Annotated in this window: 15 protein-coding genes; 4 read left to right on the top strand and 11 right to left on the bottom strand. The window is 60.7% G+C overall.

Features of this window, described 5'->3' with window-relative positions; all coding sequences use genetic code 11:
* Nucleotides 1-74: 74 nt before the first annotated feature.
* Together EJA71_RS26920 and EJA71_RS26915 are read right to left on the bottom strand one after the other, a co-directional pair.
* On the bottom strand, nucleotides 75-656 hold the full coding sequence (locus EJA71_RS26920) for a mechanosensitive ion channel family protein (RefSeq protein WP_158961066.1): 582 nt from the start codon (nucleotides 654-656) through the stop codon (nucleotides 75-77).
* Nucleotides 656-2,566: an ATP-binding cassette domain-containing protein gene (locus EJA71_RS26915; RefSeq protein WP_158961064.1), complete on the bottom strand. Its 1,911-nt coding sequence runs from the start codon at nucleotides 2,564-2,566 to the stop codon at nucleotides 656-658. Before EJA71_RS26915 ends, EJA71_RS26920 begins: the two co-directional genes overlap by 1 nt.
* 50 nt (nucleotides 2,567-2,616) lie before the next feature.
* Between EJA71_RS26915 and EJA71_RS26910 the strand changes: the two genes are divergently transcribed.
* Nucleotides 2,617-3,078 (top strand): TIGR02444 family protein, encoded by a 462-nt coding sequence (locus EJA71_RS26910; RefSeq protein WP_158961063.1) that lies wholly within the window; start codon nucleotides 2,617-2,619, stop codon nucleotides 3,076-3,078.
* On the opposite strand, the gene EJA71_RS26905 is transcribed toward EJA71_RS26910, so the two are convergent.
* Nucleotides 3,075-4,268 carry an AlgP family protein gene (locus tag EJA71_RS26905; RefSeq protein ID WP_158961061.1) on the bottom strand — a complete coding sequence of 398 codons (1,194 nt, stop codon included), beginning with the start codon at nucleotides 4,266-4,268 and terminating at the stop codon, nucleotides 3,075-3,077. The two genes, EJA71_RS26910 and EJA71_RS26905, sit on opposite strands and share 4 nt — an antisense overlap.
* A 192-nt stretch (nucleotides 4,269-4,460) precedes the next feature.
* On the opposite strand from EJA71_RS26905, the gene EJA71_RS26900 reads away from it, so the two are divergent.
* The gene (locus EJA71_RS26900) at nucleotides 4,461-5,126 is read left to right on the top strand and encodes an FKBP-type peptidyl-prolyl cis-trans isomerase (RefSeq protein WP_158961059.1); all 666 of its coding nucleotides are present in this window, start codon (nucleotides 4,461-4,463) and stop codon (nucleotides 5,124-5,126) included.
* A gap of 58 nt (nucleotides 5,127-5,184) precedes the next feature.
* On the opposite strand, the gene EJA71_RS26895 is transcribed toward EJA71_RS26900, so the two are convergent.
* From EJA71_RS26895 to EJA71_RS26865, 7 genes are all read right to left on the bottom strand, one after another.
* Entirely contained in the window at nucleotides 5,185-5,643 is a 459-nt protein-coding gene (locus tag EJA71_RS26895) for an Rsd/AlgQ family anti-sigma factor (RefSeq protein ID WP_016985889.1), read from the bottom strand.
* A 183-nt stretch (nucleotides 5,644-5,826) separates the two neighbouring features.
* Entirely contained in the window at nucleotides 5,827-6,378 is a 552-nt protein-coding gene (locus EJA71_RS26890; RefSeq protein ID WP_158961057.1) for a disulfide bond formation protein B, read from the bottom strand.
* 219 nt (nucleotides 6,379-6,597) lie between these two features.
* The gene (locus EJA71_RS26885) at nucleotides 6,598-7,836 is read right to left on the bottom strand and encodes a heme biosynthesis protein HemY (RefSeq protein ID WP_158961056.1); all 1,239 of its coding nucleotides are present in this window, start codon (nucleotides 7,834-7,836) and stop codon (nucleotides 6,598-6,600) included.
* Complete coding sequence (locus tag EJA71_RS26880) at nucleotides 7,833-8,975, bottom strand: uroporphyrinogen-III C-methyltransferase (protein ID WP_158961054.1); 1,143 nt, start codon at nucleotides 8,973-8,975, stop codon at nucleotides 7,833-7,835. Before EJA71_RS26880 ends, EJA71_RS26885 begins: the two co-directional genes overlap by 4 nt.
* Nucleotides 8,976-8,991: 16 nt before the next feature.
* The gene (locus EJA71_RS26875; protein ID WP_158961052.1) at nucleotides 8,992-9,753 is read right to left on the bottom strand and encodes a uroporphyrinogen-III synthase; all 762 of its coding nucleotides are present in this window, start codon (nucleotides 9,751-9,753) and stop codon (nucleotides 8,992-8,994) included.
* A complete protein-coding gene (gene hemC / locus EJA71_RS26870; protein ID WP_158961050.1) occupies nucleotides 9,750-10,691 on the bottom strand; it encodes a hydroxymethylbilane synthase in 942 nt (313 codons plus the stop codon). Before hemC ends, EJA71_RS26875 begins: the two co-directional genes overlap by 4 nt.
* Before the next feature lie 138 nt (nucleotides 10,692-10,829).
* A complete protein-coding gene (locus EJA71_RS26865; RefSeq protein WP_007911111.1) occupies nucleotides 10,830-11,576 on the bottom strand; it encodes a LytTR family DNA-binding domain-containing protein in 747 nt (248 codons plus the stop codon).
* 472 nt (nucleotides 11,577-12,048) lie between these two features.
* On the opposite strand from EJA71_RS26865, the gene argH reads away from it, so the two are divergent.
* Nucleotides 12,049-13,443 (top strand): argininosuccinate lyase, encoded by a 1,395-nt coding sequence (gene argH, locus EJA71_RS26860; protein ID WP_007911110.1) that lies wholly within the window; start codon nucleotides 12,049-12,051, stop codon nucleotides 13,441-13,443.
* A 125-nt stretch (nucleotides 13,444-13,568) separates the two neighbouring features.
* On the opposite strand, the gene EJA71_RS26855 is transcribed toward argH, so the two are convergent.
* On the bottom strand, nucleotides 13,569-14,228 hold the full coding sequence (locus EJA71_RS26855; protein ID WP_158961048.1) for a glutathione S-transferase family protein: 660 nt from the start codon (nucleotides 14,226-14,228) through the stop codon (nucleotides 13,569-13,571).
* Nucleotides 14,229-14,351: 123 nt separating this feature from the next.
* Between EJA71_RS26855 and EJA71_RS26850 the strand changes: the two genes are divergently transcribed.
* Nucleotides 14,352-14,642 (top strand): hypothetical protein, encoded by a 291-nt coding sequence (locus EJA71_RS26850; protein WP_158961046.1) that lies wholly within the window; start codon nucleotides 14,352-14,354, stop codon nucleotides 14,640-14,642.
* Nucleotides 14,643-14,705: the final 63 nt, after the last annotated feature.

The raw sequence follows: 14,705 nt of genomic DNA, 5'->3' as shown, positions 1-14,705 counted from the left end.
GGCAGCTCCTACATGAGAATGCGATCCCTGTAGGAGCTGCCGAAGGCTGCGATCTTTTGATCTTGCTCGAAACCTTACTTCTCGAAACCGCTCGACGGAAATACATCCGTCCCACGCCAACGCCGCACCGACCGCTGGAAGAACAAGCTGTTCGGCACCTGCACCATCGCGCTGCCAGTCCCCAGCTCTTCAGCCTCGATCAACGTCGTGTAAAGCAGATTGATCGCCACCACCCGACCTTTGACGCCGGGCTTGTCGGTGGTGTCCACCAACTCGACGATATCGCCCAACCGAAACGGCCCGACGGTGAAGATCAAAATCGCGCAGAGCAGGTTCGACAGCACACTCCACATCGCGAAGAACGCGACCGCCGCCACCGCGACGAAACCCGACAGCGCCGTCCACAACACCGTGGCCGAGACACCGAGTCGTTCCAGCACGAAGATCAGCGCGCTGCCCATGATCAGCCAGCGCAGCACGCCGCGCAGCGGCATCAGCAGCTGCGGCGGAAACGGATAGCGCTCGCCCAACCGGGTCAGGCCTTTGGCGACAAAGCGCTGAGCGAGATAACCGGCCAGCAGGATCAGCAGAATCTGCACGGTAAACCAGATCGGCTCAACCCATACGGCTGGCAGCGGCAGTTTGAACGCTTCCATCAGGACAGCGCCTCCAGCTCCGCCTGCATGCTTTCCAGTGTCTCGAGGGCTTCCATCCACGCCTCTTCCAGCTCGCCTTCGCGAACCTTCAGCTTGGCCTGTTCGGCCAGCAGATCACGCAACTCGTTCTTGCGCGCCGGCTCGTAGATGTCGCTGTCGCCGAGGCTGGCATCGACCTTGGCAAGCTTCTCATGGAGCTTGCCAAGTTCGGCCTCGAGCTTGTCGGCTTCACGCTTGTGCGGCGCCAGTTGCTGACGCAAGGCAGCGGCAGCCTGACGCTGAGCTTTCTTGTCGGTCTTGTCCGGGTTGACCGGAGTGTTGCTGACCGGTGCGTTGCGTTGGCGGTATTCCACCAGCCAGCGCGCGTAGTCTTCGAGGTCGCCATCGAACTCTTCAACCTTGCCGTCAGCGACCAGGTAGAAGTTGTCGGTGGTGCTCTTGAGCAAGTGCCGATCGTGAGACACCACCAACACCGCGCCGCTGAATTCCTGCAGCGCCATGGTCAGCGCCAGGCGCATTTCCAGGTCGAGGTGGTTGGTCGGTTCGTCGAGCAGTAGCAGGTTCGGGCGTTCCCAGGCGATCAGGGCCAAGGCCAGACGGGCCTTTTCGCCCCCGGAGAAATTCAGCACCGGCTCATCGATGCGCGCACCACGGAAGTCGAAGCCGCCGAGGAAATCGCGCAAGGTCTGCTCGCGTTCGGTCGGTGCCAGACGCTGCAAGTGCAGCAACGGGCTGGCCTTGGCGTCCAGCGAGTCGAGCTGATGCTGAGCGAAATAACCGACCACGGTGTTCTCGCCACGGGTCAGGCGCCCGCCCAGCGGCGACAGCTCGCCGGCAAGGTTCTTGATCAGCGTCGACTTACCCGCGCCGTTCGGGCCGAGCAGGCCGATCCGCGCACCCGGGGTCAGTTGCAGCTTGACCTTCTCCAGGATGGTTTTGTCGCCGTAACCCAGACGCGCATCGGACAGGTCGATCAGCGGGCTGGAGATCTTGGTCGACTCGCGGAAGACAAAGTCGAACGGCGAATCGACGTGGGCTGCCGACAGCTCTTCCATCCGCTCCAGGGCCTTGATCCGGCTCTGCGCCTGACGGGCCTTGGTCGCTTGCGCCTTGAAGCGGGCGATGTAGCTTTCCATGTGCGCACGTTGCGCCTGCTGCTTCTCGTAGGCCTGTTGCTGCTGGGCCAGACGCTCGGCACGCGCACGTTCGAACGCGGTATAGCCGCCACGATAAAGAGTGATTTTGCGCTGATCGACATGCGCCACGTGATCGACGACTTCGTCGAGGAAGTCGCGGTCGTGGGAAATCAGCAGCAAGGTGCCCGGGTAGCTTTTCAGCCACTCTTCGAGCCAGATGATCGCGTCGAGGTCCAAGTGGTTGGTCGGTTCGTCGAGCAGCAACAAATCCGACGGGCACATCAGCGCCTGCGCAAGGTTCAGACGCATCCGCCAGCCACCGGAGAAATCCCCGACCTGACGATCCATCTGTTCGTTGGTGAAACCCAGACCGGCAAGCAACTTGCGCGCTCGCGCGTCAGCCGTGTAACCGTCGGCGCTGTCGAGTTCGGAATGCAGACGGGCCTGAGCAGCACCGTCGTGCGCCGCTTCGGCGGCGGCGAGGTCACGTTGCACCTCGCGTAGACGCAGGTCGCCATCGAGTACATAGTCGACGGCAAGGCGCTCGAGCGTCTCGATTTCCTGGCGCATGTGGGCGATGCGCCAGTCAGCCGGCAGGAAGCAATCACCCGAATCCGGATGCAGCTCACCTCGAATCAAGGCGAACAGGCTCGATTTGCCGGCGCCGTTGGCACCGATGAGGCCGGCTTTGTGGCCGGCGTGCAGGGTCAGCTCGGCGTCTTCTAGCAGACGTTGCGGGCCACGCTGTAAAGTCAGGTTCTGAAGTCGGATCATAATGGCGGCGGAGTCTACCAGCTTCGCTCACAACTGGCGCGAGTAGCACGATGTCCTCTGACCTGTGGAGCTTTTCCCTTGCCACCTACGCCGGACCGGGCGTGGAAGATGCCTGCCTGCAACTGCAAACGGCGGGCGCGAACGTGTGCCTGCTACTCTGCGGTTTATGGCTGGAGCAACGTGGCGTGACCTGTGACGAACAGCGTGTGAGGCAGCTTCATGCGCTGACCGGGCCCTGGGATATCGACGTGGTACAGCCGCTGCGATCATTGCGCATGCAATGGAAAACCCGGGCGATTGATGATGCGGTATTGAAAGGGATGCGCGAGCAGATCAAATCACTCGAGCTGGAAGCTGAGCGAGCGTTGCTGTCACGGCTTGAGGGTGTGGCGCAGGCGTGGAAGCAAACCGGCGCAGTCTCCAAGACCTGGCTGGAAGGATTGGCCGGCACGGCGGCCAGCCCGAACCGCGACGCGCTGCAAGTGCTGCGCGTCGCGGCAACCGGCACTTAGGAAGCGCTGGTTGGGTTGTTGCTGACGCTCGACGCAGCGGCTGGCGATGGCGCAGTCGAAGGGGTCGAGGCAGTGGTGGCGGTTGCCGGTGCAGCAGGTGCGGCCGAAGGCGCTGGTGCGGCTGGCTTGGCGGCTGGCGCAGTAGCCGGTTTGGCGGCAGCTGGTTTGGCAGCGGCTGGCTTTTTCACGGCTGGTTTTGCGGCAGGTTTTGCAGCCGGCTTGGTGGCTGGTTTAGCAGCAGCAGGCTTGGCAGCGGCGGTCGCAGGCTTCGCAGCGGCGGCTGGCTTGGCTGCCGGTTTGGCGGCGGTTTTTGCCGCTGGTTTGGCAGCAGGTTTAGCGGCTGTTTTGGCAGCTGGTTTGGCGGCAACCGACTTGGCGGCTGGCTTGGCAGCAGCAGTTTTGGCAGCAGGTTTTGCCGCAGTTTTGGCAGCGGGTTTAGCGGCTGCGGTTTTTGCTGGAGCAGCTTTGGCAGCGGCTGGTTTTGCAGCGGTTTTGGCAGCGGGTTTAGCCGCTGCTTTTGCAGCCGGCTTGGCAGCAGCAGTGCGGGTTGCTGGCTTGGCGGCAGCGGGTTTTGCAGCGGTGGTTTTAGCAGCTGGCTTTGCAGCGCTGGCGGCAGCTGGTTTTTTCGCTGCAGGTTTTGCCGCGGTTTTCGCAGCCGGTTTGGCAGCCGCTTTCACCGGTGCTTTTGCAGCAGGCTTGGCAGTGGTTTTTGCAGCAGGCTTGGCCGCTGCAGTTTTCGCCGCAGGTTTGGCAGCTGCTTTCTTCGCTGGTGCTGCAGCAGGTTTGGCCGAGCGAGTCGACAACACTTTGCCCACGGCTTCTTGAACGCGACCCACACCCTGGGCCAGTTTCAGGCTTTCCTGAGCGTCGCGCTTGAGTTGCAGAATGTAGCTGCGCGTATCGGACTGACGATCCTTCAACGCATCGAGCAGGTCTTCGAGTTCTTTCACTGCGCCTTTGGCTTTGGTCTGTGCCTTGGCTTTACCGGCAGCAGCTGCGTCCTGCAATTTGGTGCGGGATTTGTGCAGTTTTTCCTGCGCTTTGCCGCGTTGCTTTTCCAGTTTGGCGAGCAGTTTTTCAGCATCAGCCAAGGCTTGCGAGCAAGCGTTTTCCAAATGCTCGAGCAGGCTGCCCGAGAGTTGTTGGAGTAAGTGCAACGGAGTATTTACAGGCTTCTTGGTGGCCGACATGGTTTACCTCCTGGCTGACGTGAGTGCGGCTCATACTAGACCTCTGCAGTTACCGCCGCTAGGTCATCTTGACAGTATCGATTACGTTGCGTTGCACCGAATCGAAAATGTTCTGCGCGAAGGCAAAAGCAGTTCACCGTTGCCGACGTTCGCGCTGGCATAATCCCCCGCATCTCAGGACGGAGAGTGCCCATGTCGCGCTACCTTTTTTTATCCCTCTGCATGGTTTTTTCGGCTGCCCACGCCGACGAAAAAACCACCGCGAATGACGCTCATGATCTGGCCTACAGCCTGGGTGCAAGCCTGGGTGAACGACTGCGCCAGGAAGTCCCACAACTGCAGATTCAGGCATTGGTCGAAGGCTTGCAGCAAGCCTATCAAGGCAAACCGCTGGCGCTGAGCGAAGCTCGTATCGAACAGATCCTCGCTGATCACGAGTCGCAGAATGCCGAGCATTCTTCGCAACCATCGAGCGACGCTGCGATGGAAAACGAGCAGCGTTTTCTCACTGCAGAAAAAGCCAAACCAGGCGTGAAGGAATTGGCCGACGGCATCCTGCTGACCGAGTTGGCACCAGGCACCGGCGCCAAGGCTGGCCCGGATGGAAAAGTGCAGGTGTTGTATGTCGGGCGCTTGCCGGACGGCACAGTGTTCGATCAGAACACTCAGCCGCAATGGTTCAACCTCGACAGCGTGATCGCGGGTTGGCGCACGGCCTTGCAAAACATGCCGGTGGGGGCGAAATGGCGACTGGTGATTCCGTCTGACCAGGCCTATGGCGCCGACGGTGCCGGTGACCTGATCGCGCCGTTTACGCCACTGGTGTTCGAAGTCGAGTTACGCGGCGCGACCAGTTGATCAGGCAATAAAAAACGGTGCGCTTTCGGCGCACCGTTTTTTGTTCTGAGGAAGCGGTTCAGGCTTGAACCGGGTCTTCTTCCTTGTGTGCTGTATGCAGCACTTCAATCAGGCAATCTTCGAGCTCGAAGCGTTCGTGCAGCAAACCACCGAGCTCTTTGAATTTCTCGGCAACGCATTTGCCTTCGTCGCACAGGTCATTGAACGCGAGCAGTTTCTCGGTAATGACGTCGATGCGCGGATAGATCGTCTCGGCGAGTTCCAGACCACGCTTGTCGTTGAACGCCTTGGCTTCACCGGTCAGCTGTTCGTAGATCTCGAAATGCCCGGCCGACACATAATCGACCAGCACACCACAGAACTCCTGCAAGGGCTTGCGGCTCTCGGAGAGCGATTCCGGCTGCGCACCAAGTTTGTCGTAGGCGCCAATCAGCTCTTCACGCTCCTGCAACCAGCGGTCGATCAGCAGATGAACTCCACCCCAACGTTCCTGAGCATTCTGACAACTTTCGAGCATGGCGATCTCTCTTCCCTTGTGGGTCATGCTGCTCTACACCCGCGCCCCTCTTTTGATTTTGGCTTGGGGGCCGGCCGGGCAGAGCGTCATCGAGCAACATAAATCCAATGACACGTGCGGGCCAGATTATGCCCGCACGCCTATGGCTTCAAGTTACGCAGGAGATAAAGTTCATACAAGTGTTTAATCCCTGGTCAACGCCCGGTGCGACGCTTCGCCGCTGAGCGGTCGTTGCAGAGCGCTCCAGACCAGACGCAGCAACTGATAAACCGCGAAGATCGACATTGCGACAAAGAACAACAGGCTCCACTCCGGAATGCTCAGATCAAACAGCGTCCAGGAAATTTCCGCGCAATCGGCGCTGCCCTTGAACATCCGCACGGTCGCGCACAACCAGGGCAGGCTGCTGAACAGCGCTTCGGAATCGGGCGAACAATTGGCCAGCTGGGACAAGGTATCGCCTTGCAGCAACACCTGCTGCCAGGCCGCCGTGGTGCCACCCAGGCTCGCGCCCAGTGCAGCCACCCAATAAAGCGACAAGCCAACGCGACCAGGGCCGTGTACCGCCGCCAGTCCACAGCAAGCGGTGAGCAGCGTCATGAACAGCCGCTGTACCAGGCACAGGCTGCACGGCGTCAGTCCGACCGCGTATTCAAGGTAATAGGAAGCTCCCAGGGCCAGGGCCCCTGCGGTGAAAGCCATGAAAAACAAGGAGCGTGAGCAGGCCAACGACATGGCTTATCCGTAACAGTAGAGACAGACAGTTACGGTAGAGGAAAGCGTGTCAGCCTTTCAAGGCGAGGCCCTGCCGACACTTCACCAGAGGTGTAGGGAAATCCCGACAGGATGGCGAGGAATTGAGGTAGCAGCTTGTAGGATTCGGCGCAGGAGCGTTCGACCCAGGAAAATATTCAGCCACAAAACCTGCACGAGGGAGCGCACTCCCTCGCGATTTCAGGCGTGAGCCAGCACCGGCAAAGGCGCGGCCAGCAGGCGCTCGTCCAGCAGGCCAAGGCCTTCCTGGAACAATTGATTGCTGCGTTCGGTATCACCGAGCTGGGCAAGCAGACGCGCCAGCTCCGCACACGCTTCCGGATTGCGCTGCACCCGCAGACTGCTTTCCAGATAATCGCGCGCCTTGCCCCACAGACTGGTTTGTAAACACAGACGCCCGAGGGTCAACAACAAGCTCGGATCACCCGGATGCTCTTTGAGCCAGCCCTCGGCAGTTTGCAACTGACGCGCCGGATCACTGCCACGCACCAAGCCATACAAACGCGCCAGATGGCTGTCGTATTTGCGCTTGAGGGCGGTGCGCAACACTTCCTCGGCCTCGACCTGAGCCCCCAACTGACGCAGTTGTTCGGCATAGGCCAACACCAGCGGGGCTTCCTGACGCTGCGCCGACGTGAGCTGCTGCCAGGCACGATTGAGCGATGGCAGACCGACCGTACCGTCCTCTTCGCGATGGGCCGCCAGCGACAGATTTTCACCCCAGGCTCGGCGTTCCAGCTCAGCCAGCTCGGCGGGTGGCAGCACCTTGTCCTTGCGCAGTTCCGGCAACAGACGAATCACCGCCGACCATTCACCACGCTGTTGATACAGACGCTGCAACTGACGCAACGTTTGCGCATTGTGCGGATGACGCTCATGCATCGCCTGCAACGTCACCAGTGCGCCGTCGGTGTCGCCACGATCGGTTTGCAGTTGCGCATGACTCAAGGCAATCGCCAGCTCGGCCTGCGGCTGACGCTCCAGTGCGCGCTCAAGCAAGTGATCGCATTCTTCGTAATTGCCCTGCTCGTTAGCCGCCCTGGCAGCGCCGAGGTAGTAGAGCAGCGGTTGGCGCTCGGCTTCTGCTGCGCGATACAAATGCCGCTGCGCGCTGGCCCAACGGCCCTCAGCCAGATCCAATTGGCCATGCTCGATGGCCACCTGCACGCGACGACTGCGATTGCGCCGCGACCATGGATTGACCACACCCGTGGAGGTCATGACCAGCTCGACCAGCGCCTTGATGCCCCAGATCAGCAGCCACAACACCGCAATGACAGCCAGCGTGGCCCAAAGGCTCGCTTCATAGCGGAAGCTCTGATAAGCGATCAGTACGTAGCCGGAATGTTGCGCCACGGCAAAGCCCAGCGCCGCCGTCGCTGCGATCACCAGAAACAAGATCACATACAGGCGTTTCATGGCGTGGCCTCCTGCGCGGTGTTGGCGGCAGGTTTGGCGAATGGTTTCACCGACTCTTCGGCGTTGACGTTACGCCGTTCCAGATACGCCTGCACCGCACTGAGGGTGCCGGCCAGATCCGGAGTATTGACCGCGACCGGTTCCTTGCTCAGCTCGCCGACCTGTTCGAGCATGACTTTGCTTTGCGGGTTGTCCGGATTGAAATTGCCTTTGAGCACATCCCGTGCCTCGGCCAGCGCCTGCGTATAGACCGGCGCCTGACCATTCAGGGCTGCCCACTGCGCCTGCTCAAGCGCAAGGCTCAGGGCTAGGCGCACCTGACTCAGGCTCTGCCCAGCCAACAGCGGTCGCACATTCTTGTCAGCGTTGAAATCGATGCGGATGTAGCGCGAAACCTGATCCCACCACTGCGCCCAGCGACTGGCGCCATCGCCGTCAGCGGTCAGGCCCAACAGCGATTCACCGCGATCCTTGTACTCCGGCGCCAGCTCGGTGAGGTCGATGACCTGATCGCGCAGCGCACCGAGGCGCAGGAACAGACCGGTGCGATCCGGTTGCGCAGTGCTGCGCAAGGCGACGAGGGTTTTCGCCACTTGCTCGCGAGCGGCGAAGGAACCCGGGTCGTTCTGTTCACGCAGGATCTCATCCGCGCCCTGCACCAAGGCCTGCGCGCTGCTGATGTCCTGCAACGCCGAAAGACGCAGGCTGGCCAGACGCAACAAGTGCTCCGCCTCGGCCAGACGCCAGTCCTTGCGGCTCGCGCCGAGGACGGTTTCCAGACGTTGATTGAGGCGCTGCTGATCGCCCTGAAGCTGATAGACCAGACGCTGGCGCTCGGCCAGTTCGTCGGCACCCGGCAACTGCGCGAGGCGCTCGGTCAGCCGCTGCTCATTGAGCTTCAGGCTCTGCGCCTGATCGTTCAATGCCTGCACTTCACCGGACTGCTGTTGCGTGTTGGTTTGCAGGTGGCGCACCTGCCAGACACCCCAGCCACCGATCGCGACACCGGCAGCGCCGAGCAACAGGGCGACGATGGCCAGTCCATTGCCTCGGCGCGGCTCTTTGGCCAGCGGTGGAGTTTCAACCTGAGCATCGATCACAGGTTGGACATCATCTTTAGGCAAGGCTGTTTCGCTCACGTATCCATCCTTTGCATTAGAAAACGGGCTGGGGATGTTCCCGCAGCGCCGTCAGCAAAGCCGCGGCACTCGCGCCGCGGCAATCCACAACTGTTTGAGCCCCGGCGGCACGTGCCAGCTCGGCGACCCTTGGGCTTGGAACAAACAACGGCAACTGCGCAATGTTCGGCCAGGCAGCGCCGGCCATTTGCTGCAGGTGCTCGAAACCCTGTCCACTGCTGACCACCAGCCCGTTCAAGCGTTCCGCTTCAATCCGCCGCGACAGCTCTTGCGGCGGATAGGCTGGCAGGTCGCGTCGATACAATTCCAGATACTCGACACTAGCACCTCGCTCACGCAAGCGCTCGGCGAGCAACTCGCGGCCGCCCTCGCCGCGCAGGATCAACACCTGCGCACCGGGCTGACTGACCGCTTCAAGCAGACGCGGCAATTGCAGCAGGGCTTCGCTGTCATCACCCTCGACCGGACAGTGGGCATCGAGGCCGTGATCAAGCAGAATCTGCGCGGTCGCCGCACCGACGCTGAACCATGGCATCGTCAGCGCAGATGAACCGTCGAGCAGATCCAGTACAATGCGCGCCGCCGGTTTGCTGACCACGATCACTGCATAGCAACGCGGCAATCGCAAAAGCGCCTGACGAATCTTCTCAGAGACCGGCAACGGAACAATGTCCAGAAGCGGCAAACAGGTACTGAAAACGCCCTGCTCAGCCAACGTCTGCGCCAGCGCCGCACAGTCTTCCGCAGGGCGCGTCAGCAGCAGGCGCCAACCAGTCACTCGTGACCTGCCTCGCCGTAGACCGCTTTGAGAATATCGGCGGCACCCTGGCGCAACAGGTCCTCGGCAACCTGCACACCCAGCGCTTCGGCGTCGGCACGCGGTGCCCGGGCTTCGGCGCTGAGCAGCTTGCCGCCGCTCGGCTCGCCAACCAGACCGCGCAACCACAATTGCTCGCCTTCGAGCACGGCATAGCAGGCGATCGGCACTTGGCAGCCGCCATTCAGGTGTTTGTTGAGGGCACGTTCAGCAGTGACGCGCGAAGTGGTGTCGGCGTGGTGCAGCGGTGCGAGCAAGGCGTGGATTTCAGTGTCGGCGCTGCGGCATTCGATGCCGACTGCACCCTGGCCGACGGCCGGCAGACTGTCGTCGACGCTGATCGCCGAAGTGATGCGATCTTCAAAACCGAGGCGGATCAAACCGGCGGCGGCGAGGATGATCGCGTCGTACTCACCGGCATCGAGCTTGGCCAGACGGGTGTTGACGTTGCCGCGCAGGAAACGGATTTGCAGATCCGGGCGGCGCGTCAGCAACTGCGCCTGACGACGCAGACTCGAAGTGCCGACGATGGCGCCGGCAGGCAACGCTTCAAGGCTGGCATAGGTATTGGAGACGAAAGCATCGCGCGGGTCTTCGCGTTCGCAGATGCAGAACAGGCCAAGACCTTCAGGGAAGTCCATCGGCACGTCTTTCATCGAGTGGACGGCGATGTCGGCGTGGTTTTCCAGCAACGCAGTTTCCAGTTCCTTGACGAACAGACCCTTGCCGCCGATTTTCGACAGTGGCGAATCAAGCAGCTTGTCGCCGCGACTGACCATGGGCACCAGCGTCACCAGCAGGCCCGGGTGGGCCGCTTCCAGACGGGTTTTGACGTATTCGGCCTGCCAGAGGGCCAGCGCACTTTTACGAGTGGCGATGCGGATTTCGCGAGAGGACATGGATCAATCCGTACTGAATAGATACGGCGGATAATAACAGCTCAGCCAAATCCACTTTGACTTGAATCAGAGTCGGCGCGGCCTCCCTGGCCTGCAATGCCCGGTGAAAAGAAGTTCGAAGCGCCGGAGAAGACCGGGTTACAGACCCTGCATCATCTTGCGCACACCGGCGACATGCCGACGACTGACGATCAACGCATCGCCATTGAGCCCCTTTAGGAACAGCTGGAAATGCCCCAGCGGCGTACGTTGCAGACGTTCGATGCGGTCGCGTGCGACCAGGGCATTGCGGTGGATACGCACAAAGCGTTCACCGAATTCGTCTTCGAGGGCCTTGAGCGGTTCGTCAAGAAGGACTTCGCCAGCCTCGTGGCGCAAGGTCACGTATTTGTGGTCGGCAATAAAGTAGACCACCTGATCCAGCGGGATCAGTTCGATACCTTTGCGGGTTCGGGCGCTGATATGGCTACGCGGGCCGGTGCCGCTTTCGGCAGCGGGACGGGTCAGGGCAGAGAGTTGCGCCCGGTTGGGACGTTCAGCCCGCTTCAGGGCGTCATGCAGATGTTCAGTTCGCACGGGTTTCACCACATAGCCCACGGCGCTGGCCTGCAGGGCTTCCACGGCAAATTCATCGGGGCTGGTGCAAAACACCACGGCGGGCGGCGTTTCTCGTTCGCACAGACGGGCAGCAACCTGCAGGCCATCGAGGCCTGGCATGCGGATATCGAGCAGCACGATATCCGGCTTGTGGCTGTCGATCAGTGCCAACGCCTCCTCGCCATTCGTGGCGCTGGGCTCCAGAACTGTATAACCCTCGAGCTCGCTCACCATTCGGCTGAGGCGCTCGCGAGCCAGTGGTTCGTCATCAACGATCAGGACATTCATATTGCGCTGGATTCCTGCGTGAGTCTCGCACAAGGATAGCGTAGACAGGTGAAGTGACGTCCGTCACCGCGATCCACGCTAAGACTAGCCCGAGCGCCAAAAAGTGCCGTACGTCGGCCAGCAATATTTGCCAGTGTCCGGGTCGTACTGCTCAAAGCCCGCTGTTTCTCGCGTTTTTCACGGGGATTGCCGAAGGACAATTGCACCCACCCCCACTTCTTATAGTCGGCGGCCAGACCTTTGCGCGATCCGCAGTCACGCCGACCCTTATGTCCTACTGTAGACGTTCGTCGGAACGATATTGCTCAATCGAAAAATATCCTTGCGTAAATCCGCCGAGGCCAGCGTCGACTATGGCGCACACATTGAGAAAAAAACGTATCGACCAGTGTCAGCGACAGGATTGGCAACCCTGTTATTATCCGCGCCAGCGTTTCACGCCTTTTTTCTTCAAGCCGATACGAGCGAATTCATGAGCACTGACAAGACCAATCAGTCCTGGGGCGGCCGCTTCAGTGAACCCGTCGACGCCTTCGTCGCCCGCTTCACCGCCTCCGTCACTTTCGACCAGCGCCTGTATCGCCACGACATCATGGGTTCGATCGCCCACGCCACCATGCTGGCCAAGGTCGGCGTGCTGACCGATGCCGAGCGCGACAGCATCATCGATGGCCTGAAGACCATTCAGGGCGAAATCGAGGCCGGCCAGTTCGACTGGCGCATCGACCTCGAAGACGTGCACATGAACATCGAAGCACGCCTGACCGATCGCATTGGCGTCACCGGTAAAAAGCTCCACACCGGGCGCAGCCGCAACGACCAGGTCGCCACCGACATCCGCCTGTGGCTGCGTGACGAAATCGACCTGATCCTCGCCGAAATCACCCGTCTGCAAAAAGGCCTGCTGGAACAAGCCGAGCGCGAAGCTGCGAGCATCATGCCCGGCTTCACCCACTTGCAGACCGCACAGCCAGTGACGTTCGGGCACCACATGCTGGCTTGGTTCGAAATGCTCAGCCGCGACTACGAGCGTCTGGTCGACTGCCGCAAGCGCACCAACCGCATGCCTTTGGGCAGCGCCGCGCTGGCCGGCACCACCTACCCGATCGACCGCGAATACACCGCGCAACTGCTGGGTTTCGACGCCGTCGGCGGTAACTCGCTGGATAACGTTTCCGATCGCGACTTCGCCATCGAATTCTGCTCGGCTGCGAGCATCGCGATGATGCACTTGTCGCGTTTCTCCGAAGAGCTGGTGCTGTGGACCAGCGCGCAGTTCCAGTTCATCGATCTGCCGGATCGCTTCTGCACCGGCAGCTCGATCATGCCGCAAAAGAAAAACCCTGATGTGCCAGAGCTGGTGCGTGGCAAGACCGGCCGTGTGTTCGGTGCGCTGATGGGCCTTCTGACCCTGATGAAAGGCCAGCCGCTGGCCTACAACAAGGACAACCAGGAAGACAAAGAGCCGCTGTTCGACGCCGCGGACACCCTGCGCGACTCGCTGCGCGCCTTTGCCGACATGATCCCGGCGATCAAACCGAAGCACGCGATCATGCGTGAAGCGGCGCTGCGTGGTTTCTCCACCGCGACCGATCTGGCGGACTACCTGGTACGCCGTGGCCTGCCGTTCCGTGACTGCCACGAAATCGTCGGCCACGCGGTGAAGTACGGCGTGGACACGGGCAAGGATCTGGCCGAGATGAGCCTGGAAGAACTGCGTCAGTTCAGCGACCAGATCGAGCAGGACGTGTTTGCCGTGCTGACCCTGGAAGGCTCGGTGAATGCCCGTGACCATATCGGCGGCACTGCGCCGGCGCAGGTCAAGGCAGCTGTGGTGCGCGGTCAGGCCCTGATCGCTAGCCGCTAAAAGCCAAAAGCTTCGCGAGCAAGCTCGCTCCCACAGGATTTGCGTCGAACACGTAATCCTGTTCAGCACATAACCCTGTGGGAGCGAGCTTGCTCGCGAATGCGATCTTCAGAACAGCAGAAAAATCACTTCTTGGCAGCGATCATCGCCAAAAACGCCGGCATAGCCGCTTCCTTGTCCGCCGCAATCTTCTGCACATGCGGATTCTGCTCCAGTCGCTCCAACAGCGCCTTCGCCTGCGGCATCTCCGCCAGCCAATCAACCCCGAACAGTTTCTGCCCAACCGCACAGGCCAGTGGCACGCTGTAGAGGAAATACAAATCAGCAATGCTCAGACGGTCGCCCGCCACGTACGGGGAGAATTTGCCGTGCCGGCCCAACGCTGCAAAACCCAGCAGCAATTCGGCCTTGGTCTTTTCCTTGATCGCGTCCGGCAAGGTCACGCCGAAGAACGCTTCGCCATAACAGGCGCGGCCCGGCAATTCGATGTACAGCTCGATTTCCTTGGCAATCGCCAGCACTTGCGCACGTTCGAACGGATCGCTCGGCAGCAGCGGTGTGCCTTTTTGGGTTTGCTCCAGGTATTCGAGGATGATCGCGGTTTCGTTGATGAAACCGGCGTCCACACCGAGCACCGGGACTTTGCCGCGCGGGCTGATGGCCAGTGATTCCGGGGTCGGTGTCGGGTAGAACGTGACCTCTTCGAACGGCAGGCCTTTTTCCAGCAGGGCCAGTTTGACCATGTTGTAGTAGTTGCTGACTGAGAATCCGTAGAGCTTGAGCATCACATAGCCTCCAGGCCGTGCGGGGTGGGCAGTGCCTGTTTATAGATTGATCAGGCCAATCCCGCCAGCAGCATCACGCCGCTGAATGCGGGTAAACTGGCGCCTTTCCTTGAGGAGCCTGCCATGAGCGAGCCGACAGACATCGACACTGACAACGACGAAGAAGAGTTCACCGAAGCGACGTTGATCGAAGCGATCGAAAACCAGATCGAGAGCGACAACCCGCCGGCCGCCAAAGCGACGTTCAACAAGCTGACCCTGGTCGGCGTTGAGCGTGAAGAGATTCTCAATCTGATGGCGCATGTGCTGGCTTACGAGATTGACGCGATGCTGGATGAAGATCGTGCGTTCAATACCGAATGGTATGAAGCGGCGTTGCGTGCATTGCCAGAGTTGCCACCGGAAAAAGCCTAAGATCAAAAGATCGCAGCCTTCGGCAGCTCCTACACAAATCCCCTGTAGGAGCTGCCGAAGGCT

This window comes from Pseudomonas sp. PB106 (assembly GCF_009764645.1).
Taxonomy (GTDB): Bacteria; Pseudomonadota; Gammaproteobacteria; order Pseudomonadales; family Pseudomonadaceae; genus Aquipseudomonas.
This window is presented reverse-complemented; position numbering and strand designations above follow the sequence as displayed.

Excerpts from the sequence above, each read along its gene's own strand:
- EJA71_RS26915 (WP_158961064.1), bottom strand. The coding sequence starts at position 2,566 with ATGATCCGACTTCAGAACCTGACTTTACAGCGTGGCCCGCAACGTCTG.
- EJA71_RS26895 (WP_016985889.1), bottom strand. The coding sequence starts at position 5,643 with ATGCTCGAAAGTTGTCAGAATGCTCAGGAACGTTGGGGTGGAGTTCAT.
- hemC (WP_158961050.1), bottom strand. The coding sequence starts at position 10,691 with ATGTCCTCTCGCGAAATCCGCATCGCCACTCGTAAAAGTGCGCTGGCC.
- EJA71_RS26865 (WP_007911111.1), bottom strand. The coding sequence starts at position 11,576 with ATGAATGTCCTGATCGTTGATGACGAACCACTGGCTCGCGAGCGCCTC.
- argH (WP_007911110.1), top strand. The coding sequence starts at position 12,049 with ATGAGCACTGACAAGACCAATCAGTCCTGGGGCGGCCGCTTCAGTGAA.
- EJA71_RS26920 (WP_158961066.1), bottom strand. The coding sequence starts at position 656 with ATGGAAGCGTTCAAACTGCCGCTGCCAGCCGTATGGGTTGAGCCGATC.
- EJA71_RS26905 (WP_158961061.1), bottom strand. The coding sequence starts at position 4,268 with ATGTCGGCCACCAAGAAGCCTGTAAATACTCCGTTGCACTTACTCCAA.
- EJA71_RS26850 (WP_158961046.1), top strand. The coding sequence starts at position 14,352 with ATGAGCGAGCCGACAGACATCGACACTGACAACGACGAAGAAGAGTTC.
- EJA71_RS26900 (WP_158961059.1), top strand. The coding sequence starts at position 4,461 with ATGTCGCGCTACCTTTTTTTATCCCTCTGCATGGTTTTTTCGGCTGCC.
- EJA71_RS26855 (WP_158961048.1), bottom strand. The coding sequence starts at position 14,228 with ATGCTCAAGCTCTACGGATTCTCAGTCAGCAACTACTACAACATGGTC.
- EJA71_RS26910 (WP_158961063.1), top strand. The coding sequence starts at position 2,617 with ATGTCCTCTGACCTGTGGAGCTTTTCCCTTGCCACCTACGCCGGACCG.
- EJA71_RS26885 (WP_158961056.1), bottom strand. The coding sequence starts at position 7,836 with ATGAAACGCCTGTATGTGATCTTGTTTCTGGTGATCGCAGCGACGGCG.
- EJA71_RS26890 (WP_158961057.1), bottom strand. The coding sequence starts at position 6,378 with ATGTCGTTGGCCTGCTCACGCTCCTTGTTTTTCATGGCTTTCACCGCA.